Consider the following 22,495-nt stretch of genomic DNA (forward strand, 5'->3'; position numbering starts at 1 on the left):
ATAAGACCTTAGGAGGCAAAGCTTCCTGGCTACAAAAAGCGAGAGTAGCAGCAGCTTTATTTGATGGCTCAACACTTATTTAAGTAACAAAGTTGTCTAAAGGGATTTTCCGTCCGAAAAAAATCCTATAATTTTCCTGACATGCTATCAATTGCTAAAGAAAAGTTAGCTAAGCTTATGTTAAAGTAGAGTTATAGAAAAGTAGAAAGCAGGGATAGCTTGGAAAAGACGTTGAAGGATTTGTCGGGGAAATTGGCGGATTACAAACGATTTGCGATTGTTTTGTTGGCTGTTGGAGTCTTTTTTTATTTAGGAGTCATTATTCCAGCTGTGCATCAAGTTAAATGGCATGATGAAGCAATGACAATAACATCAGCACTTACTTTATCAGCATCCATTTTCTTCTTTGCAAAAGTGAAGAAGTTCAGAAAAATGATCAGCGACATGACAGATGACGATATGTAAATGAATAGATTGATAAGTAAAGAGGATGAGAAATTCATCTTCTTTTTTTATGCCCTTTTCTTAATAGAGGTAAACCACTTTTCCGAAAAAAATAAGTAAAATCTCTATTTTTAGAAAAAGTGGTTTACAAAATTGGAAATGGAGGATATAATTGCCAATGTAAAAACTAATTCTAAAGGAGGTTGAATGTTATGAAAAACGTATTAATGCAAGCAGTGAGCAATATGACAACATTATATGGATTATGCACGAATTCAACCGCTGAGGAATGGAAATTCTAGTTTTTCTAAAATTACCTATTCAACCGCAGGTGAGTCGTGTCCTGCGGTTTTTATATGCCTTCATTTAGAAGTGATATGCCGCAGGTGCTTTCGACCTGTGGTTTTTTTGTGCCTTTTTAATTAAAATATCCCATTTTAGTTAATAAGTGGTAATAAGTGATGAGAGGAGGTGATATGATGACACTTAATATTCTTTTTATGACCATAACGATTAAGAGGAAACAACAAACTTATGAGCAATTTATGCATGATGAGCTTATGAAGCAAATAATCGAAGAAAGCAAACAAAAGCAAGTAAGCTTAGGAGACTTTACAAGAAATACGTTTTAAGAAGAGAGCATTTTGAAGATAAAGGGGGTGAGGAATATGACACTGAATCTACTGTTCTTTACAGTTATTATCCGTAAACGAGAAATCAGCACAAAAGAATATTTACATCAGCAAAGAATTGAAAAATTAATGGATGAACATAAAAACAGACAAATTACACATCAGCGTTTTCTGTAAGCTGCCAGAAAAAAATAAAAAGAAAGGTGTGAAGAATCATGATAATCATTTTGCAAAGACGTCAATCAATCCTGTGGGTGGAGAAGGATTCCACCTAACGTAATGAAAGGCTAGTGAGAATGCTATGCATATGTATATATTCTGAATCAGTTGAATGCTAATGGTGGGTGGAGAGAATGGGAAAGACAATGTCTCGGTGATGAAAAAAGCTCATGCATCTTTTGATGCATGAGCTCCTAATTATCTCACTTTATATTTGTATTCAAGAAGATGCTGCAAATCATCTCTTTGCTCTAGCAATTTTTCGCCTATGTTTGTTTCCATTACTCTTTTTCGTTGCAGTTCACGATCAACAACTCTTTTGACAGATAAGACATCTGTTCCTGTTTGAAGAACATCCTCTTTGCTTATAAAGCGTTTATGGGCAACGAGCTGCATTCCGTATGAGTTAAAGAGAAGCGTATACCCTGCAATGCCAGTTTTCGACTGATAAGCCTTTGAGAAGCCACCGTCAATAACTATCATCTTGCCGTTCGCCTTAATCGGATTTTCTCCATTAATTTCTTCTACTGGCGTGTGTCCGTTGATAATATGACCATGATCAGGATTCATATCAAATTCCTGTAGTATGGATCTGCAGGTTTCTTCTTCTTCCCGCAATTTATAATACGGATTTTTTTGCTCCTTATGTACTGCTTTGTCCTTAATAAAATAACGTTCAAATGTAGTCATGTCCTTTTTGCCAAATAGGGAGGAGTTCTCTCCAGTCCATAAATACCAAATCATATCTGTTGCAAGGTCATCTGATATTTCTGGATGAGAAAAACTCTCGCGTAAATATTGCTCAAATACGTCAAGCAGCTTCTTCCCGCTGTAGCTCTTGCCGTTCAGCTCCATTGTTTTCATGCTGCCATCCTCATTTAATGGAATACATCCATGGATAAGTAAATTGCCATTGTATTTTAAGTAAAGATTGCCTTTTTTCATTAAGAAGGTCATATGTCTTGCCAGCTTCTCTGAATGCTGAATAGAGAACAGCAGCTTTTCCAATACTTGCTCCTCCTCAGGCAAAAGCTTCGCTGGATCATTTGGATCAAGCGTTGCGAAGCAGGTATTTTCAAGCTGATAGGTGTTTCCATGCAAAAGAATAGTATTAGAATCAAAATCAATTTTATCGAGAATCAGGCGATGCTCCATCTTAAAATCAGGTCTTCTTTTAATAATAGGCTGTTCAAGCTTAAATTGAATCATGCTGATTGCTTGATGGATTTTAGTGATTTGCAGGATATTCTCTTCACCAATTTCCTCTCTTTTAGCATTTAGCTTAGGGCGAAAAGCAGGATTATCATCATAATATTTCTCTGCTAAATTTAGCAATGGCCGTAAATTAATGCCATATGCATCCTCAATGATATCCAGATTATCGTAGCGGGCGCAAATACGGATGATATTTGCAAGGCATACCTTAGAGCCAGCGTATGCACCAATCCACAATACATCATGATTTCCCCATTGAATGTCGACGGAATGGTAGTCCATCAATGTTTCCATAATTTTATCAGGATGGGGTCCCCTGTCATAAATATCGCCGACTACATGCAAATGATCCACGACAAGTCTTTGAATCGTATAAGCCAACCCTGTTATAAGCTTACTCGCTTGACCAAGGGAAATGATTCTTTGCAGGATTTTTGAATAGTAATCTTTTTTGTTGTCTAGCTCGTCCTTTTTATACAGCAGCTCTTCAATAATGTAGACAAATTGTTTAGGCAGTTCCTTACGCACCTTAGAGCGAGTATATTTGGAGGAAGCGTAGGAAACTAACCGGATCATTTTCTCAATTGTATTCGCATACCATTTATACAATAATTGGTTATTCTCGAATGTGTTAATCACAAGCTGCAGCTTTTCTTCCGGATAATAAACAAGTGTTGCAAACTCGTCCATTTCTTTTTTTGAAAGCTCCTCATGAAACAGCTCTTTGATTTTTTCCTTAACATTCCCAGATCCATTTCTTAAAACGTGCTGAAAGGCATGAAATTCCCCGTGCAAATCACTAACAAAATGCTCCGTTCCTTTCGGCAGGTTTAAAATGGCATCCAAGTTTATTATCTCGGTTACAACCTTTTCTTCACTAGTGTATTTTTCTGTTAGCAGGTCTAAATATTTTGTGTCCATCTGTACCTCTCCTATCGAAAAATTGTCCAATTATTGCTAATGATGTGGCATAAGCCCATTTTATTCCTATTTTACATACAAGGGAAGTGGAAACCTTTCTTAATATGTCTTTTTTCGTTAAAGAGAATACCGTTATTCCTTTTTCCCCTCTTTTAACCGCGTGTCCCCTATACCCAATGAATTTTAACTGTAAACGTAATTAAAGGATATTTTCCAATTATTATTCGAGAAAGGACATGCAAGACATCCTACACCTTCACATAGTAATAAAGTATAGGCTAAAGTGGAGGTGGAACAATGTCTGGGATTTTTTATTCACTCGGGCTTTTAGTAAAAGAACTGTTGTTTCTTGTTTCTTATGTAAAAAATAATGCGTTTCCCCAGCCTTTATCTGCATCAGACGAAAAAAAGTATTTAAGGCTGATGGCAGAAGGAGATTCGCATGCGCGAAATATGCTGATAGAACATAACTTACGGCTTGTTGCACATATTGTGAAGAAGTTTGAAAACACTGGTGAGGACTCGGAGGATTTAATATCTATCGGAACAATTGGTTTGATTAAGGGAATAGAAAGCTTCTCAGAAGGTAAAGGGACGAAGCTTGCCACATATGCAGCAAGATGTATTGAGAATGAAATACTTATGCATTTAAGAGCATTGAAAAAAACCAAAAAAGATGTCTCCCTTCATGACCCAATCGGTCAGGATAAAGAGGGCAATGAAATAAGCTTAATTGATGTGCTGAAGTCAGAATCAGAGGATGTAGTCAATACGATTCAGTTAAATATGGAGCTGGAAAAGGTGAAGGAATATATCGATGTATTAGATGAAAGGGAAAAGGAAGTTATTGTCGGCAGGTTTGGGCTTGATTTGAAAAAAGAGAAGACCCAAAGAGAAATCGCAAAGGAACTTGGCATCTCAAGAAGCTATGTTTCTCGCATTGAAAAAAGAGCGCTGATGAAAATGTTTCACGAATTTTACAGAGCAGAAAAGGAAAAGCGTAAAAAGGGGCAGGATTAGCTTCAAAAAGGAAAAGGGCTGTGCTGTGCAGCCCTCTTTGTCATAACAGCAATTTTTATTATTGTTTGTATCGTAAATATTCCCGATTAGAGGTAGGAACATTTTTGACAACTTCGCCTGCACGATTTTTGTATATTTCATACTCTCTGTAAGTCTCCAATACGAATCCGTCCTCAACCGTCGTATCTTCCAATTTATATTCTAATTCTGGCGCTCCGTACACTTCCTCAGATGTGCTTGCCGGCTCGCTTTCTGTTGTTTCACCATAATAATAAACATAGTCTTCATTAATTTTCGCAGTTGGTGTTTCCACATAGGCAATGAATGCAAGCAAAACAATCACGATTAGTAAAGCAAGGCGTTTCTTCATGCTCTCTCCTCCTTCCATACATAATATGCATGTCCAGCCTACATATTCGGCAATCTTAAAGGAATAGTAGGATAGAATGGTAAAAAGGAAAATATTATCATTTTATGCTTAGAAGGAACATATTCATAAAAAAGTACATGCCCTCATTTATGGCTTCGCTCATAATAAAAAAAGTTCGCGCTTTGTAAATAAAATATAATATTAGTAATCTAATTGAAATATATATAACGATATAGAGTGAATATGCATGATAAGCAGGTAGGAGGATGAAAGTCAAATGCTATTGAAACAGCTGCTTTTTTTATCCGTGTTCGTTACTGCTCTTGTTTGGCCTTCACATCAGGAATATGACCGAGCAGGAGCAAACGATGACAAAACATGTGAACGAAGTGATTCAGAATGGAAATCGGCAATAAAAAACCTAAAGGATAAAGATGAAGTGGATGCAGTGCTTGGAACGATGCATAAGGAAATGACTGACGCGATGAGCGGCACTGATGTGTGGCGCTTTGACATATGTACGGCTGCCAATTACAGCTTTTCAGACCAATCTGACGCTGTTGATATTAGCAGCATTACTGATGATATAGTAGAGAAAATCATCTTTATCAGTTTTTCGGAAGATGGCAGCACCATACAGAGAAAATCCTTGTATTATAAAGGAAGTGATGAGAATATAATGGAAGCAGTCTATTATTCGGATGGACAAGAAAAAGAACAACTATTAGAACAATAAATATCTTTAAATTGAGATATTCGTACAAGCGATTATCAACCATCTTACTATAATAGTAGCAAGGTGGTGAAAATAATGGCAAAAATATTTATTGATCCAGGCCATGGCGGCACTGATTCAGGAGCAGTCGGGAATGGAATTCGAGAAAAGGATATTACATTACGCATTGGGACAATGGTCAGAGATATGCTTGTCAGTGAATATGAAGGTGTAACAGTTAGGATGAGCAGAACCTCTGATGAAACAGTAAGCCTTTCACAAAGGTCAAATGCTGCAAACAGCTGGGGAGCAGACTATTTTGTATCAATCCACGTTAATGCAGGTGGTGGTACAGGGTTTGAAAGCTTTGTCTACACTGGAACAGGAGCACCAACAACAACCTATCAAACAGCGGTTCATAATCGAGTAATCAATCTTACTAATTGGGGCGACCGTGGTAAAAAACAGGCGAACTTCCATGTTGTAAGAGAAACGAATATGCCAGCTATTTTAACTGAAAACGGGTTTATTGATAATGCATCTGATGCAAATAAACTAAAAAACGCTTCTTTCCTTTCCACATTAGCTAGAGGACATGCAGAAGGCATAGCAGATGCTTTCAATTTGAAAAGAAAAGAAACAACTGAAGATGATACACTTTATAAAGTGCAAATAGGTGCTTTTAGAAATAAAACAAATGCAGACAGCCTTGCAGCACAAGCAAGGCGTGATGGTTTTGATGCAGCAGTGCTGTTAAGAGATAACCTCTATAAAGTCCAAATCGGCGCATTTGCAAACCGTGCAAATGCAGAAGCAATGGAAGACAGGGCTAAAGAAGAAGGTTACTCTACAATCGTATTATCAGAATCCTAACATTCATGAGAATATAGGTCGGGTTCTTTTGATTCTTGTTAGTAAAAGGCATAAAAAGAAAACTACCTATAAGCAGGACCCCTGCCTAACCAACTTCGGCATTTGCAGAATAGGTTAATAGGGAGGGGAGGTTTTGTTATGACGGCATTTGGTAATCCATACCAATCGGTGCCAGGTAATCCTTATTTAGCAGGAGGATATCCGCAAGGTTATGGCTACGGCTATGGACAACAGCAAGGCTATGGAGCGTGGTATGCTTTATTGATTGTACTTTTCATCATTATCATCCTGTTTTGGGGTATTTGGGCATTTAGCAACTGTTTTTATTATTAACATTTATCGTAATCATTTGCCTGTCACTATGGCAAATGATTTTTTTTAGGAGAAATAAGCAGATTATTATTCTTTCATCCTTTTTATTTTGTTTTATTTTGATAAATAGAAATTTTTACATAATAAAACTATAATGATATAAGAACAAAAAAAGGAGGGGTATCATTTTGACTAACAAAATGTATGCAGATGTTTGGGATTTAGAGGTTTTTTTCCCTGGAGGAAGCAGTTCACCCGAATTCACCAAGCATCTAGAGGAGACAGGTGTAAAAATTGAAGAGTTTACGAAAACAGTAAAGGAGTATGCTCCTTCAGACGGCATCACTGATCGGAAAACAGTGCGAAATTTAATCAATATGTTTGAAGGTACCGTGCAAAAAATTCGTCAGGCAGGTGCGTTTGTCAGCTGTCTACAGGCACAAAACATGCATGATAAGGATGCAGATGCTCTAAGAGGGAAAGTAACCGAATTGAGTGCAAGCTTTCAGAACGGGCTGACGATCTTTGATGGGAAACTATCTCAATATGAAAATGACCAATGGAAGCTGCTACTTGAGGATGAAAAGCTTCATGAATTATCCTTTGTTCTGACAGAAAGACGAACTAATGCAGTTCAAAGGCTGTCTGAAAAAGAGGAAATGCTGATCAACAAGCTGAGCGTTGACGGGTATCATGGTTGGGGCCAAATGTACGATACAGTTGTCGGCAGCATGCAAATTCCGTTTGAGGAAAATGGTCATGTGAGCTATTTGTCTGTTGGGCAAGCAGCCAATAAGTTCTCACATCCAAATCGTGAAGTTCGTCAAAAGGTTTTTGCGGAATGGGAAAAGGCATGGAACGAAAAGGGTGCATTATTATCTAAGACGTTAAACCATCTTGCTGGATTTCGTTTAAATACATATGAGATGAGAAATTGGGATAATGTGCTGAAAGAGCCGCTCGAATATAATAGAATGGACGAAAAGACACTTACAGCAATGTGGCGGGTAATCAGCAATAATAAAAAGCCGCTTGTTGAGTTCTTGAACAGAAAAGCAAAATTGCTTGGTTTAGAAAAGCTGAGCTGGTTTGATGTTGATGCGCCAATTGGCAAAACAGAAACAAAAATGACCTACCAGGAGGGAGCAGAATTCATTCTCGATCATTTTGCGAAATTCGGGGAGGAAATGACGTCCTTTGCTAAAACGGCATTTGAAAACAATTGGATTGAGGCAGAAGACAGACAAGGAAAAAGACCAGGCGGCTTTCACACTTATTTTCCTGAAAGTGCGCAATCAAGAATTTTTATGACATATTCAGGAACGCCGTCCAATGTATCGACATTAGCACATGAGCTTGGTCACGGCTTCCATACTTATGCAATGAAAGACATGCATACACTTAACCGCAATTATGCAATGAATGTCGCTGAAACAGCTTCTACACTTGCAGAGATGATTGTTTCAGACGCTGCAGTGAAAAACGCTTCCTCTGAGGAAGAGAAACTCGTTTTGTTAGAGGATAAAATTCAGCGTTCTGTTGCTCTGTTGATGAATATCCATGCTCGTTTTATTTTTGAAACAAGCTTCTATGAGGAAAGACGCAAAGGTCTTGTTAGTAAAGAGAGATTAAATGAGCTGATGGTTACGGCACAAAAAGAGGCTTTTGGAGATGCTTTAGAAGAATATCATCCGTCCTTCTGGGGATCAAAGCTGCATTTTTATATAACTGGTGTGCCTTTTTATAATTTTCCATATACATTCGGATACTTATTTTCTCTTGGCATTTATGCAAAGGCCATTCAAGAAGGCAAAGGCTATGAAGAAAAATATATTGCCCTCTTAAAAGACACTGCCAGCATGACTGTTGAAGAGCTGGCGAAAAAGCATCTTGATGTGGATTTGACAGATGACGCATTCTGGGAAAGTGCCATTAAGGTATGTATAGAGGATGTGGAAGAGTTTTTAGCTTTAACAAAGTAATGAAACGAAGAAATGGATGCCTTGTGGGCATCCATTTTCTTATATTTTTTTCCATTTGAAATTGCCTATCATCAAGACAGATAGGATTAAAAGAAGAAACAAGTACATGTGTGGCGCAATAAAGCTGGCTCCAAGACTGCAGAAAGTAATAATACATCCTGCTGCAGTAATAGGAAGGCCTGTGAAAAATCCGCTGTTTTCTGTAATGTTAAATCTCGCCAGACGAAACGCCCCGCAGCAAATATATAAGACGGTAAAGAAGGAACCTACTGTATTGAATTCAAATAAAACGGCCTGGTATAGCAACAGGGCCGGAGCCACCCCGAAGGATATAATGTCGCTCATAGAGTCCAGTTGTTTGCCTAACTCTGATTCAATGTTGAACTTGCGTGCTGCCATCCCGTCCAACCTATCAGCAAGTGCAGCAATAAAAATTAATAAAAGGCTGAGCTGAATATGGCCCTTAAGGCTATAAATAATGGAAAATCCGCCAAGGCCTAAATTGGTCAGTGTAAGGAAGTTGGCAATTTGAGCTTTTAGCTTTTTAGCGGTTTGTTCTAGCACTTCATGTAGAAACATCCCATTCACTCCCCGTATGAAATTTCTTCATACAAACTTTTTTGTTATATAATAATATATAATTTTAATGTAATATATGATTGTTCGTAAAGAAAAATTTACAATTTACTGGAGGATTATTAGTTGAAACAATTTTTTTACCGTTTTTTGATAGAACTGACTAACAGCAAGTGGAGTTCTTTACTAATAAAAAAATTCGCTAACTCAAATTTCAGTACTAAGATTATTCCCTCCTTTTCCAAGGTGTATGAAATTAATTTAGAGGAAGCAGAAAAAAAGACGGACAATTTTGCAAGCCTGCATGATTTTTTTGTCAGAAAGCTAAAATCTGGAGCAAGAGAAATACAGCATATAAGCAATGGTGTTATCAGTCCTGTTGATGCTGTTATAGAAGATATCGGCACAATAAAAAAAGACAAAACGATAATTGTGAAAGGGAAAACTTACTCTATTGAGGAGATGCTGGGAACTCAGGATACATTAGGGCAATATGATGGTGGTACATACTTGATTTTCTATTTAAGTCCAAAGGATTACCATCGCATTCATAGTCCAATTGCCGGAGAAATAATGAAGCAGTGGACACTTGGTGGAAAATCCTATCCAGTAAATAAATATGGCTTAAAGTATGGAAAAAGCCCGCTTTCCAAAAACTATCGGACGATTTCTGAGGTAAGAACAGCAAGTGGACAGCATGTAGCAGTTGTTAAGGTAGGTGCCATGTTCATCAATTCTATTATTTTAAGCCACGGTAACGAAACAGTAAGTGCGGGAGAGGAAATTGCTTATTTTTCCTTCGGATCAACTGTCGTTCTTCTTTTTGAAAAGGATGCTCTAAAAATGAAAGAAAACATTAAAGCACCTTATCATGTTAAAATGGGAGAGTTAATTGGAGAATTCATGGACTAATAATTATATGGATGAAAAAAAACCCGCTCATCAGCGGGTTTTAAGAGGATACTTTCATTTTAATACTTAAGGAACGTCGGTGAATTTCTGTTTCAATGAGACGTATAAATTCGGGGCTTAAATCAAGCTCCCTAGCTTTATGATATGACTCAATCAACAATTCATCTGACAGTTTGCGCATGTCAGAACCCACCTCCAATCCATTTTTTGTAAACTTTGTTAACCGTTAGTGAATATATTATCTAGTAACCTAACTTTAACAAAAATAAACATTTAGAACAACTGTTCTCTTATCCACAATCTCCCGTGGATAACCTGTGGTTAAGTTGTTTGTAAGTATAAAGATGTTTATTATAACAAAGGGTATAATGTGTATAAGGTTATCCACATATGTAGAAATTTGCGTTTTTTGTCGAAAAATATTTTTAGAATATAAAAAAAAGTAGTCATTAACTTCTTTTCGCGGGTAGAAAAAGGTATAATATTACTTTCATTAAATTTGTTTTGCGGATATAAATTAATATAGTGTGACGTACATACAAACTGGAATGAACATATAATTAAAATTCTTCTGATCAACTAGTAGATAAAAGAGGTGTCCATCATTGTTAAATAATTTTTTGCCTGATCAGTTTGTTAAAAATATATTCCAAATTACGCCAGAGCTTCTGAAGGAAAAAGGAGTTAAGGGCATTATAACGGATCTTGACAATACACTTGTTGAATGGGACCGTCCGTTGGCAACGCCACAGATATTGGAATGGTTCGAAGATATGAAGAAAAACAATATAAAAGTTACAATCGTTTCAAATAATAAGGAAGGAAGAGTAAAATCCTTTTCTGATCCTTTAAACATCCCATTTATCTTTGCAGCAAGAAAACCAATGGGCAGAGCTTTTCGCAGAGCGCTTAAGGAAATGGAGCTCTCAAAAACGGAAGCAGTCGTAATTGGAGATCAGCTGCTTACAGATGTTCTCGGCGGAAACCGCAGCGGATTTCACACAATCCTCGTTGTGCCTGTAGCTCAAACAGATGGATTTGCGACACGGTTGAACAGAAAAATTGAAAGAAGAATATTAAATTGGTTCCGGAAAAAAGGAAAATTGACTTGGGAGGATTAATAAGTGACAGAAAGAATACATTGCTTTGGATGCGGAGTTGCCATTCAGACTGAAAATAAAGAGGAGCTTGGTTATGCACCTGCTTCTTCTTTAGAGAAGGAGACGGTAATTTGCCAGCGCTGCTTCCGCTTGAAGCATTATAATGAAGTACAGGATGTATCATTGACAGATGATGATTTCTTAAAGATACTGAATGAAATCGGCAGAAGTGACAGTCTTATTGTAAAGATTGTTGATATATTTGATTTTAATGGCAGCTGGCTTCCTGGGCTGCATCGCTTTACAGGCAAAAACAAAGTGTTGTTGATAGGAAATAAGGTTGACTTGCTTCCAAAGTCAGTTAACAAGCAAAAAGTAATCAATTGGATGAAAAAAGAAGCCAAGGATCTTGGCTTAAGACCTGCTGATGTCTTTTTAGTAAGTGCACAAAAGGGTCAAAGCATTAAAGAAGTGCTTGAGGCTATTGAGTATCACCGCGAAGGAAAAGATGTCTATGTAGTTGGATGTACGAATGTAGGGAAATCGACATTCATCAACTCTGTCCTTAAAGAGGTTTCTGGAGAGGAAAATATCATTACTACATCTCATTTTCCAGGAACTACGCTTGATATAATAGAAATCCCATTATCAGACGGTAAGGCGTTAGTAGATACACCAGGAATTATTAACCACCATCAAATGGCTCACTTTGTTGATAAGAGAGATTTAAAGGTTATTACTCCGAAAAAAGAAATAAAATCGAGAGTGTTTCAGCTGAATGAAGGACAAACATTGTTCTTTGGAGGTTTAGCACGCTTTGATTTTACTAGCGGTGACCGCCATTCATTCGTTTGCTATTTCTCTAATGAACTGGATATCCACCGCACTAAAACGGAAAATGCTGATGCACTTTATGAAAAGCATGCCGGGGAAATGCTGACACCTCCAAAGCGAGATGAAATGGAGCATTTTCCTAAGCTGATTAAGCATGAGTTCACGATAAAAGAACCGAAAACAGATATTGTTTTTTCAGGACTTGGCTGGATTACAGTAAATGAGCCAAATATTAAAGTTTCTGTGTATGTTCCACAAGGTGTTCATGCAATGATCAGAAAGTCGCTAATCTAAAGAGAGAGAATAAACAGGGAGAGTGGATATGAAAAGGTTTGCGGTTATTGGGGATCCAATTAAACATTCTATGTCACCATATATGCATAATGATTTGTTTCAGCACTATCAAATCGACGCTCGATATGATAGGGTTCATATTGAAAAGGGAATGCTAGAAACGGGACTGGAACTTTTGAAAAAAGACGGTTTGGCCGGATTTAACGTAACCGTTCCTCATAAAACAGACATCCTCCCTTTTTTGGATGAACTTGATCCTCTTTGCAAAGAGATTGGTGCTGTTAACACTGTTGTGAATGAAAATGGAAAATGGATTGGCTATAATACAGATGGGGCCGGTTATCTGGCAGGCATCCTTAAGGTGATGCCTGAATTAAAGGATAAAAAAACGTTAATGATTGGTGCTGGCGGTGCTGCTAGAGCCATTTATTTCACTTTAGCTCATCATGGTGTCGAAACGATTGATATAGTCAACCGTACAAAAGTGAGAGCGGAGCAATTAAAGGCAGCCTGTCCTTATCCAGTTCAAACCGCGATACTGTCTGCTGAAGCAGCAGAACAGCAGCTCGGAGAATATGACTTAATCATCCAGACAACATCTATCGGAATGTCACCTGAAATTGACGACTCTCCGTTAGATGTAACGAATATTAAAGAAAATGCCCTTATAAGCGATATTATCTATAATCCGCTCGAGCCAAAAATCCTGCAAGAAGGCAAAAGCCGTGGAGCAATTGTTCAAAATGGAATTGAGATGTTTGTATATCAAGGGGCATTAGCGTTTGAAAAGTGGCTTGGCCTGATGCCGGACACAGATAGAATGAGAAAAAATGTAAGGAAACAACTAGGAGGCAACTAAATGCTAAAGGGTAAACAAAAAAGATACTTGCGTGCAATGGCACACCATTTGAATCCGATTTTCCAAGTTGGAAAAGGCGGAGTGAATGAAAACATGATTAAGCAAATTGGCGAGGCACTTGAAGTAAGAGAGCTTTTAAAAGTAAGTGTGCTTCAAAACTGTGAAGAGGACAAAAGTGTTGTGGCAAGAGAGCTTGCTGAAGGAACTAAGGCAGAGCTTGTACAGTTAATTGGTTCAACAATTGTTCTTTACAAGGAATCAAAAGAGAACAAAAGCATTAACTTGCCATCATAATCATAATCGTTAGAAGAGGCGATATCTTTGAGAAAAAAGATTGGAATATTGGGAGGAACATTTGATCCTCCTCATATCGGTCATCTAATTATTGCGAATGAGGTCATGCATCATGAAAATTTGGACGAGATTTGGTTTATGCCAAATCAGGAGCCTCCGCATAAAATAAAATCAGGGAGCGCATCCAATGAAGATCGTTTAGCGATGCTGCGTCTAGCAATTAAGGATAAGGAAGGGTTTCATGTCCAGACGATTGAGCTTGACAGGGAAGGCAAATCCTATACTTTTGATACGATGACTATCTTAAAAGAAATGCATCCTGAATTTGAATTTCATTTCATCATTGGTGCCGATATGGTCGAGTACTTACCAAAATGGTACATGATTGATGAATTGCTTCAACTGGTCCATTTTATAAGCGTTAATAGGCCAAACTATAGCATTGATACAAGCTATCCCGTACAATTTGTCGAAGTACCGGATATTAACATATCCTCAAAGCTGATAAGAGGCAAGCTTATAAAGGGAGAAACTATATCGTTTCTAGTTAAAGAAGAAGTGGAACGATATATTAAGGAGAAGAGATTATATGAATCGTGAACAAGCGCTTCTCATCGTAAAAGAACAATTGACAGAACAGCGGTATGTTCACACGATTGGTGTCATGGGAACAGCCATTGAACTAGCGAAGCGATATGATGAAGATACGGAAAAAGCGGAATTGGCAGCCATTTTTCATGACTATGCAAAATTTCGTCCGAAAGAAGAAATGAAGCAAATCATTATTGATCAAAAAATGGATAAAACATTGTTAGCCTTTCATTCTGAACTTTGGCATGCTCCTGTTGGGGCATATTTAGTTGAAAAGGAAGCAGGCATAAAAGATCAGGCAGTGCTTAATGCCATTAAGTATCATACTTCTGGAAAACCTGGAATGAGCAAACTGGAAAAAATCATCTATTTAGCAGATTATATCGAGCCAGGAAGAACCTTCCCTGGAGTCGATGAGGTTAGAGAATTAGCGATGATCAGTTTGGATGATGCTTTTATAAAATCAGTTAAAAATACAATATCATTTTTAATGAGCCGCAACCAATCGGTCTTTCCTGCGACATTTGAAATGTACAACAGCTTTGTAATGAAAACGGAGGTAGAATAAATGGAAGAACGTAATTTGCTTTTGACTGCAGTTAAAGCAGCAGATGATAAACGAGCAGAAAATATAGTAGCATTAAACATGAAAGGAATCTCTTTAGTCTCAGATTATTTCGTGATTTGCCACGGTAATTCTGATAAACAGGTGCAGGCAATTGCGAGTGAGATTAAAGATAAATGTGGAGAAATCGGTGTAACAGTCAAGCGTTTGGAAGGATACCAAGAAGCGAAATGGATTCTTGTTGACCTTGGAGACATCGTTGTGCACGTCTTCCACCGTGATGAAAGAACATATTACAATTTGGAAAGACTTTGGGGAGATGCACCAGTTGAAAATATCCAAAGTGTGATTGAGCAATGAGTTACCAGCAATTCGCTTATCTATATGACAGATTGATGGATGATGTTCCATATGATAAGTGGGTGGAGCTCCTATTAGCAGCGAAGCAGGAGTACAACATAAAGGGCGACAATCTCCTTGATTTAGCCTGTGGTACTGGTGAGCTGTCCGTTAGGCTGGCTCAAAAGGGGTTTGCTGTAACAGGTGCAGATATTTCTTCTGATATGCTGAGTGTTGCTCAAAACAAAGCGGCAGAACATAATCTTTCTGTGTTTTTTATGGAGCAGGACATGTCAGAGCTTGAGGATTTACCATTATTTGATTTCATCGGTATCTTTTGTGATTCATTAAATTACCTGCAGACAGAAGAACAGGTTGTGAACACATTTAAGGGCGTATATGAGCACTTAGATGATGGCGGATTATTTATGTTTGACGTTCATTCCTTATATAAGATGAACCATCTTTTCCATAATCAGACGTATGCACTGAATGATGAAGATGTCAGTCTTATTTGGCTCTGCTATGAAGGAGAACATCCTAACAGTGTCGAGCATGATTTATCGTTCTTCCATTTGGATGAGTCTACACAGCAATATAACCGTTATGATGAATTGCATTTTCAACGAACCTTTTCAATAGAGCAATACAGCAGTTGGCTTAAATCCGCCGGTTTTTCTATTCAGAAAGTTACCGCGGATTTTCAGAATGGCGAAATAAAAGAGGACGCAGAGAGAATCTTTTTTTACTGCAAGAAATAACTAAAGAAACACACCTTTTTTGAGGTGTGTTTTTTATGTACAATTTTTGTGGAAAAGCTTGTTAGAACTAGAAAAAACAAACTTAATAAGCAGGAATTTTCTTTTACATCGCGAATGGTATAATAGCAGAAATCCCTAAATGTTTTTATGTATAACTAGGGAATTTTTGACTAACTGTAAATCCTCTTCAAATTTATGCTGTGTTGCTTGAAACAGTTGATTGAATGTATCACCAATGTTCTTTTCCAATACGTTAATGCCTTCTCCTGTGACCCCGCCTTTTACACTAACCTTTTCTTGCAGTGTCGGTAATGTGTAATAACCCTTTTCTAACAGCTGCCCTAGCCCTATCAGCATCTCACTTGCCAGCTTAGTGGCCGTGTCGGCATCAATTTCCGTTTCCTCAACAGCACCATCAATAAAGCGCTGTGTCAAATAGCTGAAAAATGCAGGTCCGCAGCTGACGATATCTGACGCCACTCTTGTAATGTTATCAGCAATCTCAGTCGGTGTAGAGAAATTATTAAACAGTGTACTTAGTGCTTGCTTCCATTCTTGTGTACAGTTGCTTCCATAAGAAAATAATGCTACCCCGCATAGTGCTCTATTTGTGATGCTCGGGATAATTCGAGCGACAGAGCATGACACGGCATTCTCTAGCTGCTCTGTATTAATGGGGCTTGTAATGGACACAACACATTTGTCTGCCGAAAGATATGGAGCGATGTCAGAAGCTACACTAAAGACATCATGCGGCTTTACACACAAAAAAATAAGATCAGCATTTTGCGCAACTTTCTTGGCTGTTTTTAAAACAGTAACTGCCGGATATATCTCCTTAATTTGAATTGCTTTTGCCAGCGTACGATTTTGGATTAGTAAGTCAGCAGGAGAAATAGCCTTACTTTCAAGCAATGCCTCTATAAGAATTTTCCCCATATTGCCTGTTCCAATCATTCCTATTTTCACGGTTTATTTCCCCCCTATAATGAGCGGTTTCTCATATAACGATATGAGTGTTTAACATGGATTATACCTAGAAAGGAAGAATACTGACATGAAATGGCTTTCAGAAAAAAGACTTATTATATTGCTTTGCACGGCATTTGCTGTATTTATTGGGTATCACTTTGTTTCTAAAGCGAATGAGGCTGAAGCAGGAATAGAGCTGGGAGAGCTGACTGATGCTGCTGGCATGGAGAAAGCACAAGCAATACAAGAGCCAGATATCTATGTCGATGTGAAAGGAGCTGTTAAGGCTCCCGGCTTGTATGAAGCAAAACAAGGAGAACGGGTCATGGATATAATTGAAAGGGCGAATGGATTCACAAACGAAGCTGACGAAAATGCGATCAATCTCGCAGAAAGAGTGGAAGATGAGATGATTGTTTATATTCCAAAGCTGGGTGAGGAGTCGAAAAGTGTTAATGGTGGTGCAGGACAGAATGGGGATGCAGCCCTTGTAAACATTAATGAAGCTGACAGCAGTCAATTGCTTACATTGCCTGGAATAGGTGAAGCTAAAGCATCTGCGATAATGGAATACAGAGAACAAAATGGCGGGTTTAAGGACGCGGCTGAATTAAAGGAAATAAGCGGGATTGGCGAAAAAACCTTTGAAAAGTTAAAGGAGCTCATCACAGTAAAGTAGCGTTTTTAATGTCAAATTGACGTAGAGATTTCTTGCATATAAACTAAGGATAGTTTTTTAAGATCATTTTTTAGGAGTGGCTGAAAATAATGGAAAGATTATCTTGGAATGAATATTTTATGGCACAAAGTGAATTACTTGCATTGAGAAGTACATGTACTAGACTTGCTGTCGGTGCAACAATTGTCAGGGATAAAAGAATCATAGCAGGAGGCTACAATGGCAGTATAGCTGGTGGGGTACACTGTATGGATGAAGGCTGTTACGTAATTGATCATCATTGTGTCCGCACGATTCATGCAGAAATGAATGCCATCCTGCAATGTGCTAAGTTTGGTGTGGCAACAGCATCTGCAGATATTTATGTGACTCATTTTCCATGCCTGCAATGCTGTAAGGCGATTGTACAGGCCGGTATTAAGACAGTATATTATGAACATGATTATAAAAACCATCCATATGCGATTGAGCTTTTTGAACAGGCCAAGGTACATGTTGAAAAGGTAGAAAAACAACAGGTTATTTTCGATAATAATAAAACGGAAAAGAAGCTATTTGTTGAGACGTTGTTAAGTCAGCTGAAAGATAGCAGGGAGGACATGGAGGGGATAGAGGAATTAGAAAAGCAAGCAGAAGAGCTGTTTTCCATTATCCCTACAGAAACTTCTTCAGTATAAGGAAGAAGTTTCTCTCTAATTAACATGAGCAGACAATATAATAACCTCCTCTATTTTGCTATAGCTTCGCTTCTGGCAACCCTCTCTGCCTTAACTTTGTTTCTCCCTTTTGCGGCAATTTTTATCATGCTGGCCAGTTGGCTCATTACTGTGAAAAGATGGTCATATCCAGCTGTTTTATTGCTGTTATTCCTTTTTGCAGTCTTTTTTTATAGAGTCCAAATAGATCAAAAAACCAATGTTACCGGTTTGAATGAAACTCAATCAACCTTTTCTTTGACCATACAGGAAGTACCGAAAATAGATGGAAACAAGTGGACAGTCACTGCCGAAGGCACTGCAACAGGTGAAAAACTTTTACTTCAATATAAATTACGTACACCTTCAGAAAAACAGCATATTCTCAAACAGCCCTTTCTTGGACAAATATGTACAATTACAGGAAAACTGATAAAGCCTGCAGCAGCTGCCAATGAAGGTATGTTTGATTACAAAGGCTATTTGACAGGAAAGTCGATCCATTGGCTGCTGGAAGTAGATAGAAAAGGCTTTTCCTCGTGCGAAAAATCAAATTTTCATCCACTATACTTCATTCTAATGCTAAGAGAGAAAGGCAGCAGCTGGATTAACACTGTATTTACCGAACAAACTGCTCCAGTTGCGATTGCGTTATTGTTTGGAGACAGAGATTATATGGGTGGTGATATTCAGTCGGCATACCAAAAAATAGGGATAGTTCATTTGTTAGCCATTTCTGGGTCACATGTTATCCTTTTAATAGGGATGTCCTATTACGGCTTACTGCGAATAGGTGTGACGAGACAAAGGGGCATTACAATATTATTGGTTTTTTTGCCTGCTTACACCATCCTGACAGGATTAAGTCCCTCTGTCATCAGAGCTGTTTCGACAGCCATGCTAGTCCTTATCCAAAAAAGGTGGCAGCGAACAGATTACTCCTCGATTGATTTATTGAGCATCGCTTTTGTTATTTATTTGTTTATAAATCCGAGAATTGTCTATGACATTGGCTTTCAGCTGTCCTTTGTTGTCAGTCTGTTTTTATTGCTTAGCACCACTATCTTTGAGCAAACAGAAAAAAAATCATGGAAAATATATGTACTCACTGCCTATTTTTGTGAATTGTCTGTATTGCCTTTCCTGTTGAGTTATTTCCATGAGTTGCCTGTATTATCCCTTCTTGCAAACCTTGTATATATCCCCTTTTATTCTGTGCTTCTTCCATACTGTATATTAGTGTTCCTTCTATCGATGCTTTTTGTAAATATGACCCCACTGCTTCTTTATCCACTTGATAAACTTTGCTTGTTGTCTGACTGGCTTGCTTTAACAGCTGCAAAACTTCCGCATGTTACAATGATTTTTGGAAAACCAGACAAGCTGGAGCTGCTTCTGTATATTCTGCTTATTCCGTTATTTTTCTACTTGTATGAGGCATTTCCTGATAAGAGAAAAAGGTTATTTCTTATCCCGTTAAGCCTCCTTCTTTTTCAGCATGCAGGAAATATATGGAGCCCGTACGGAGAAGTTGCTTTTATTAATGTCGGGCAAGGGGACAGTGTATTGATTCACGAGCCATTTAACCAAGGAACATATCTTATTGATACAGGAGGCACAGTTACCTTTCAAGAAGAGGAATGGACGAAAAGAGACGATCGATACGAGGTTGGTGAAGACACGCTAGTTCCTTACTTAAAAAGTAAAGGAATTTCAAAAATTGAAAAACTAATTCTTACACATGGGGATTTGGATCATGTTGGCGGCAGTGTGGCAGTTATCAATAATCTTCAAGTAAAGCAAATTCTTATGGCTAAAACCAAGTTGAAACTAACGGATGAGGGGAAATATGTGAGCTTGCAAAAAAGAAAGGTATTCCTGTCCTGTTTGTAGAAGCAGGAAACCGCTGGACGAGCCGAGATGTAGGTTTTCAGATTCTTGCCCCAATAGCAGATGCTGATTATAGCAGTGGTGAAAATGATGGATCACTTGTCATTTCAGCCAGACTCGGAGGCTTGACTTGGCTGTTTCCAGGTGATATTGAGGAGATAGGGGAAGAAATGCTGCTAAATAAAAAAACAGATTTAAAGGCTGATATACTGAAGGTTGCTCATCACGGAAGTAAAACCTCCACAACAGATGACTTTATTCAGGCAGTAGATCCAACCGTTGCCATCATTTCAGCAGGCAAAAACAACATTTACGGGCACCCAAATAAAGGGGTGCTTGAAAGATTGCATGCAAAAAACATAACAGTGTGGAGAACAGACGTGAATGGAACCATTTCTTTTAAATATTCACAAAAAAAAGGCACCTTTTTTTTGCAGATGCCATAAACTATATCAAAACCACAGGGAAAATTCATCCGCATAATAGAGAATTCCTTTTTGAAATATCATACTTAAATTACTTGAATAATCTGCGGATATCCTGGTTTGGTTTTTAGTTTTCACGAGTGTTTGTGTGAAAACACTAATAACAGTGTACCGTAGCATATTAAGTATCCTAGGCCTTAATATGCTACGTTCATTATAGATTGAAAGCGGGTTACCTAATAGAGAAATGTAAATGCCTTCTTTGAAAAGCCACCACCAACGTTTTTCAAAGAGGGCTGGAGCTTTTCTATAAAATGGTTGCCCGCTTTCTAGTTTTTATCACTTGTCAAAATGGAAATGCTTCTTTACGATATAAGATAGACGAAAAATAGTTGCTTGGCTAGCTGCCTTGCTCCCCTTACTTAGAGGGATATGAACGGAGAGAATAATGTTATGATGCAAGAAATTTGGAAAAAAATAAAAAGACAGGAATTTGCGCCCGTTTATTTGATGTATGGACAAGAGTCTTTTTTAATAAATGAAACAAAGCAGCTTTTAATTCAAACCGCATTAAATCCAGAAGAAGAGGACTTTAACCTATCCACGTATGATTTGGAGGAGGTCAGTATAGAGCTGGCAATTGAGGATGCCGAAACGATTCCGTTTTTTGGTGATAGAAAGGTTGTCGTCCTGCAAAATCCATTTTTCCTGACAAGTGAGAAAACAAAATCAAAGGTGGAACATGATGTAAAGAGGCTAGAAGCATACTTAAACGAGCCTTCTCCCTATACGATAATTGTCTTTACGGGAAGCTACGAAAAGCTGGATGAACGGAAAAAAATCACAAAGGAAATGAAAAAGACTGCGGAAATTCTCGAAGCAAAGAAATTAAATGAACAAGAATTAAAAAATTGGATGAAGCAAAGAGCCTCCTACAATAAAGTAGAATTAGACAACGATGCTCTCGATTCCCTTCTTAGTATTGCTGGAACAAACCTGTTTCTTCTGACAAGTGAAGTGGACAAAATGGCGCTTTATGTACAGGATTCAAAACTCATTACGAAGGAAATTGTCGAGGAGCTGGCCGCTAAGTCGCTGGAACAGAACATTTTCGCTCTTGTTGAGAAAATAATTAACAAAAGAATTGATGAGGCATTAAGGATTTATTACGATCTATTAAAGCAAAATGAAGAGCCATTAAAAATGCTCGCAATCATCACAAACCAATTTCGTCTTATTTATCAAGTGAAGGCACTCTCGAAAACAGGCTATGGACAGCAGCAAATCGCGTCTGTTTTAAAGGTCCATCCGTTTCGGGTGAAGCTTGCAGCCGGTCAGGCAAATCGCTTTACAGATGAGGAGCTAACAAGGTGTATCAGCATGTTCGCTGAGGCTGACTACCAGATGAAGACAAGCGGAATGAACAAGACAATGATCATTGAAATGATTCTTTTTAAATTAGGACAAGCTAATAGAAACGCATAGAAAAAAACGCTGCCCTTTGGCAGCGTTTTTTTTATGTACCAATTAAAAAGGCCACCAAATGAATGATAGCCTATTTTAATTAATTATGCATTGATCGCGTTTTTTCTCTTAGCTAGACGAGATTTCTTACGAGCAGCAGCATTTTTATGGATAAGACCTTTTGAAGCAGCCTTGTCTAAGTTGCTAGCAGCTACTACAAAGCTTTCGTTCGCAGCATTAGTATCTTCAGAAGCGATAGCAGCTTCTGCTTTTTTAACAGCAGTACGCATTGCTGATTTAACTGTAGTGTTTTGAGCGTTACGAGCGTTGCTAGTTTTTACGCGTTTAATAGCAGATTTAATGTTTGGCATTTACGTTCACCTCCTAAAAAGAAGCATCGAGAATCATATATAAACTCGATTTTTACATTCCTAAAAAACTTAAAGAACAAATGATATTTTATCAAACCGTTTGTAATAATGCAATACTCTCCTCTTAATTTGCCCCGTTAACACGCATTTTTTTATTTAAACATAAGAAAA

At 37.9% G+C, this 22,495-nt stretch carries 28 protein-coding genes; 22 read left to right on the plus strand and 6 right to left on the minus strand.

The features are described from left to right. The first annotated feature begins 219 nt into the window (after window positions 1-219). The 3 genes from EM808_RS06450 (at window position 220) to EM808_RS06460 (ending at window position 1,253) form a co-directional block, all read left to right on the plus strand. Window positions 220-465 carry a YrhC family protein gene (locus EM808_RS06450; protein WP_127737367.1) on the plus strand — a complete coding sequence of 82 codons (246 nt, stop codon included), beginning with the start codon at window positions 220-222 and terminating at the stop codon, window positions 463-465. A 458-nt stretch (window positions 466-923) separates the two neighbouring features. Next, a complete protein-coding gene (locus tag EM808_RS06455; protein ID WP_127737906.1) occupies window positions 924-1,076 on the plus strand; it encodes a YrzI family small protein in 153 nt (50 codons plus the stop codon). A 36-nt stretch (window positions 1,077-1,112) separates the two neighbouring features. Continuing rightward, window positions 1,113-1,253: a YrzI family small protein gene (locus EM808_RS06460; RefSeq protein WP_127737368.1), complete on the plus strand. Its 141-nt coding sequence runs from the start codon at window positions 1,113-1,115 to the stop codon at window positions 1,251-1,253. Between the two features lie 240 nt (window positions 1,254-1,493). On the opposite strand, the gene EM808_RS06465 is transcribed toward EM808_RS06460, so the two are convergent. Next, the gene (locus EM808_RS06465; protein ID WP_127737369.1) at window positions 1,494-3,431 is read right to left on the minus strand and encodes a fructose-1,6-bisphosphatase; all 1,938 of its coding nucleotides are present in this window, start codon (window positions 3,429-3,431) and stop codon (window positions 1,494-1,496) included. 297 nt (window positions 3,432-3,728) lie between these two features. On the opposite strand from EM808_RS06465, the gene sigK reads away from it, so the two are divergent. Next, a complete protein-coding gene (gene sigK / locus EM808_RS06470; protein WP_127737370.1) occupies window positions 3,729-4,451 on the plus strand; it encodes an RNA polymerase sporulation sigma factor SigK in 723 nt (240 codons plus the stop codon). Window positions 4,452-4,509: 58 nt separating this feature from the next. On the opposite strand, the gene EM808_RS06475 is transcribed toward sigK, so the two are convergent. Beyond that, window positions 4,510-4,821: a hypothetical protein gene (locus EM808_RS06475; RefSeq protein ID WP_127737371.1), complete on the minus strand. Its 312-nt coding sequence runs from the start codon at window positions 4,819-4,821 to the stop codon at window positions 4,510-4,512. A 277-nt stretch (window positions 4,822-5,098) separates the two neighbouring features. On the opposite strand from EM808_RS06475, the gene EM808_RS06480 reads away from it, so the two are divergent. The 4 genes from EM808_RS06480 to EM808_RS06495 all read left to right on the plus strand — a co-directional run bounded on the left by EM808_RS06480 (window position 5,099) and on the right by EM808_RS06495 (window position 8,703). Next, window positions 5,099-5,557: a hypothetical protein gene (locus EM808_RS06480; protein ID WP_127737372.1), complete on the plus strand. Its 459-nt coding sequence runs from the start codon at window positions 5,099-5,101 to the stop codon at window positions 5,555-5,557. Between the two features lie 75 nt (window positions 5,558-5,632). Further along, complete coding sequence (locus EM808_RS06485) at window positions 5,633-6,409, plus strand: N-acetylmuramoyl-L-alanine amidase (RefSeq protein WP_127737373.1); 777 nt, start codon at window positions 5,633-5,635, stop codon at window positions 6,407-6,409. 138 nt (window positions 6,410-6,547) lie between these two features. Beyond that, the gene (locus EM808_RS06490; RefSeq protein ID WP_127737374.1) at window positions 6,548-6,742 is read left to right on the plus strand and encodes a sporulation protein YjcZ; all 195 of its coding nucleotides are present in this window, start codon (window positions 6,548-6,550) and stop codon (window positions 6,740-6,742) included. Window positions 6,743-6,909: 167 nt separating this feature from the next. Continuing rightward, on the plus strand, window positions 6,910-8,703 hold the full coding sequence (locus EM808_RS06495) for a M3 family oligoendopeptidase (RefSeq protein ID WP_127737375.1): 1,794 nt from the start codon (window positions 6,910-6,912) through the stop codon (window positions 8,701-8,703). A 39-nt stretch (window positions 8,704-8,742) separates the two neighbouring features. On the opposite strand, the gene pssA is transcribed toward EM808_RS06495, so the two are convergent. Then, window positions 8,743-9,282 carry a CDP-diacylglycerol--serine O-phosphatidyltransferase gene (gene pssA / locus EM808_RS06500; RefSeq protein ID WP_127737376.1) on the minus strand — a complete coding sequence of 180 codons (540 nt, stop codon included), beginning with the start codon at window positions 9,280-9,282 and terminating at the stop codon, window positions 8,743-8,745. 123 nt (window positions 9,283-9,405) lie between these two features. Here pssA and EM808_RS06505 point away from each other — a divergent pair, with 123 nt between their 5' ends. Further along, on the plus strand, window positions 9,406-10,191 hold the full coding sequence (locus EM808_RS06505) for a phosphatidylserine decarboxylase (RefSeq protein ID WP_127737377.1): 786 nt from the start codon (window positions 9,406-9,408) through the stop codon (window positions 10,189-10,191). Window positions 10,192-10,231: 40 nt separating this feature from the next. Here EM808_RS06505 and EM808_RS06510 read toward each other — a convergent pair whose 3' ends face one another. Beyond that, window positions 10,232-10,372 (minus strand): sporulation histidine kinase inhibitor Sda, encoded by a 141-nt coding sequence (locus EM808_RS06510; RefSeq protein ID WP_127737378.1) that lies wholly within the window; start codon window positions 10,370-10,372, stop codon window positions 10,232-10,234. 424 nt (window positions 10,373-10,796) lie between these two features. Here EM808_RS06510 and EM808_RS06515 point away from each other — a divergent pair, with 424 nt between their 5' ends. The 8 genes from EM808_RS06515 to EM808_RS06550 are packed head-to-tail and all read left to right on the plus strand — an operon-like array spanning window position 10,797 to window position 15,828. Next, a complete protein-coding gene (locus EM808_RS06515) occupies window positions 10,797-11,312 on the plus strand; it encodes a YqeG family HAD IIIA-type phosphatase (RefSeq protein WP_127737379.1) in 516 nt (171 codons plus the stop codon). A 3-nt stretch (window positions 11,313-11,315) separates the two neighbouring features. Further along, entirely contained in the window at window positions 11,316-12,419 is a 1,104-nt protein-coding gene (yqeH, locus tag EM808_RS06520; protein WP_127737380.1) for a ribosome biogenesis GTPase YqeH, read from the plus strand. A 28-nt stretch (window positions 12,420-12,447) separates the two neighbouring features. Then, window positions 12,448-13,278, plus strand: coding sequence for a shikimate dehydrogenase (gene aroE / locus EM808_RS06525; protein WP_127737381.1), 831 nt, complete (start codon window positions 12,448-12,450; stop codon window positions 13,276-13,278). Further along, the gene (gene yhbY / locus EM808_RS06530) at window positions 13,279-13,572 is read left to right on the plus strand and encodes a ribosome assembly RNA-binding protein YhbY (RefSeq protein ID WP_127737382.1); all 294 of its coding nucleotides are present in this window, start codon (window positions 13,279-13,281) and stop codon (window positions 13,570-13,572) included. It begins immediately after the preceding gene. A gap of 27 nt (window positions 13,573-13,599) precedes the next feature. Next, window positions 13,600-14,172: a nicotinate-nucleotide adenylyltransferase gene (locus tag EM808_RS06535; RefSeq protein WP_127737383.1), complete on the plus strand. Its 573-nt coding sequence runs from the start codon at window positions 13,600-13,602 to the stop codon at window positions 14,170-14,172. After that, the gene (yqeK, locus tag EM808_RS06540; protein WP_127737384.1) at window positions 14,162-14,731 is read left to right on the plus strand and encodes a bis(5'-nucleosyl)-tetraphosphatase (symmetrical) YqeK; all 570 of its coding nucleotides are present in this window, start codon (window positions 14,162-14,164) and stop codon (window positions 14,729-14,731) included. The genes EM808_RS06535 and yqeK overlap by 11 nt, the downstream gene beginning before the upstream one ends. Further along, window positions 14,732-15,088, plus strand: coding sequence for a ribosome silencing factor (gene rsfS, locus EM808_RS06545; protein ID WP_127737385.1), 357 nt, complete (start codon window positions 14,732-14,734; stop codon window positions 15,086-15,088). Continuing rightward, window positions 15,085-15,828 carry a class I SAM-dependent DNA methyltransferase gene (locus tag EM808_RS06550; RefSeq protein WP_127737386.1) on the plus strand — a complete coding sequence of 248 codons (744 nt, stop codon included), beginning with the start codon at window positions 15,085-15,087 and terminating at the stop codon, window positions 15,826-15,828. The genes rsfS and EM808_RS06550 overlap by 4 nt, the downstream gene beginning before the upstream one ends. Before the next feature lie 135 nt (window positions 15,829-15,963). Here EM808_RS06550 and comER read toward each other — a convergent pair whose 3' ends face one another. After that, window positions 15,964-16,797: a late competence protein ComER gene (gene comER, locus EM808_RS06555; RefSeq protein ID WP_127737387.1), complete on the minus strand. Its 834-nt coding sequence runs from the start codon at window positions 16,795-16,797 to the stop codon at window positions 15,964-15,966. Window positions 16,798-16,885: 88 nt separating this feature from the next. Here comER and EM808_RS06560 point away from each other — a divergent pair, with 88 nt between their 5' ends. From EM808_RS06560 to holA, 5 genes are all read left to right on the plus strand, one after another. Continuing rightward, complete coding sequence (locus tag EM808_RS06560) at window positions 16,886-17,479, plus strand: helix-hairpin-helix domain-containing protein (RefSeq protein ID WP_127737388.1); 594 nt, start codon at window positions 16,886-16,888, stop codon at window positions 17,477-17,479. An 89-nt stretch (window positions 17,480-17,568) separates the two neighbouring features. Further along, a complete protein-coding gene (locus EM808_RS06565) occupies window positions 17,569-18,156 on the plus strand; it encodes a ComE operon protein 2 (RefSeq protein WP_127737389.1) in 588 nt (195 codons plus the stop codon). Window positions 18,157-18,180: 24 nt separating this feature from the next. Further along, window positions 18,181-20,067, plus strand: coding sequence for a DNA internalization-related competence protein ComEC/Rec2 (locus EM808_RS06570; protein ID WP_127737390.1), 1,887 nt, complete (start codon window positions 18,181-18,183; stop codon window positions 20,065-20,067). 53 nt (window positions 20,068-20,120) lie between these two features. Continuing rightward, window positions 20,121-20,510 carry a ComEC/Rec2 family competence protein gene (locus EM808_RS06575; RefSeq protein ID WP_328590373.1) on the plus strand — a complete coding sequence of 130 codons (390 nt, stop codon included), beginning with the start codon at window positions 20,121-20,123 and terminating at the stop codon, window positions 20,508-20,510. Between the two features lie 432 nt (window positions 20,511-20,942). After that, the gene (gene holA, locus EM808_RS06580; protein WP_127737392.1) at window positions 20,943-21,974 is read left to right on the plus strand and encodes a DNA polymerase III subunit delta; all 1,032 of its coding nucleotides are present in this window, start codon (window positions 20,943-20,945) and stop codon (window positions 21,972-21,974) included. An 83-nt stretch (window positions 21,975-22,057) separates the two neighbouring features. Here the strand turns inward: holA and rpsT are convergent, their stop codons facing one another. Beyond that, the gene (gene rpsT, locus EM808_RS06585) at window positions 22,058-22,324 is read right to left on the minus strand and encodes a 30S ribosomal protein S20 (protein ID WP_127737393.1); all 267 of its coding nucleotides are present in this window, start codon (window positions 22,322-22,324) and stop codon (window positions 22,058-22,060) included. Window positions 22,325-22,495 lie beyond the last annotated feature (171 nt).

The organism is Niallia taxi, assembly GCF_004005475.1.
In the GTDB taxonomy this organism is placed as follows: Bacteria; Bacillota; Bacilli; order Bacillales; family Cytobacillaceae; genus Niallia; species Niallia taxi.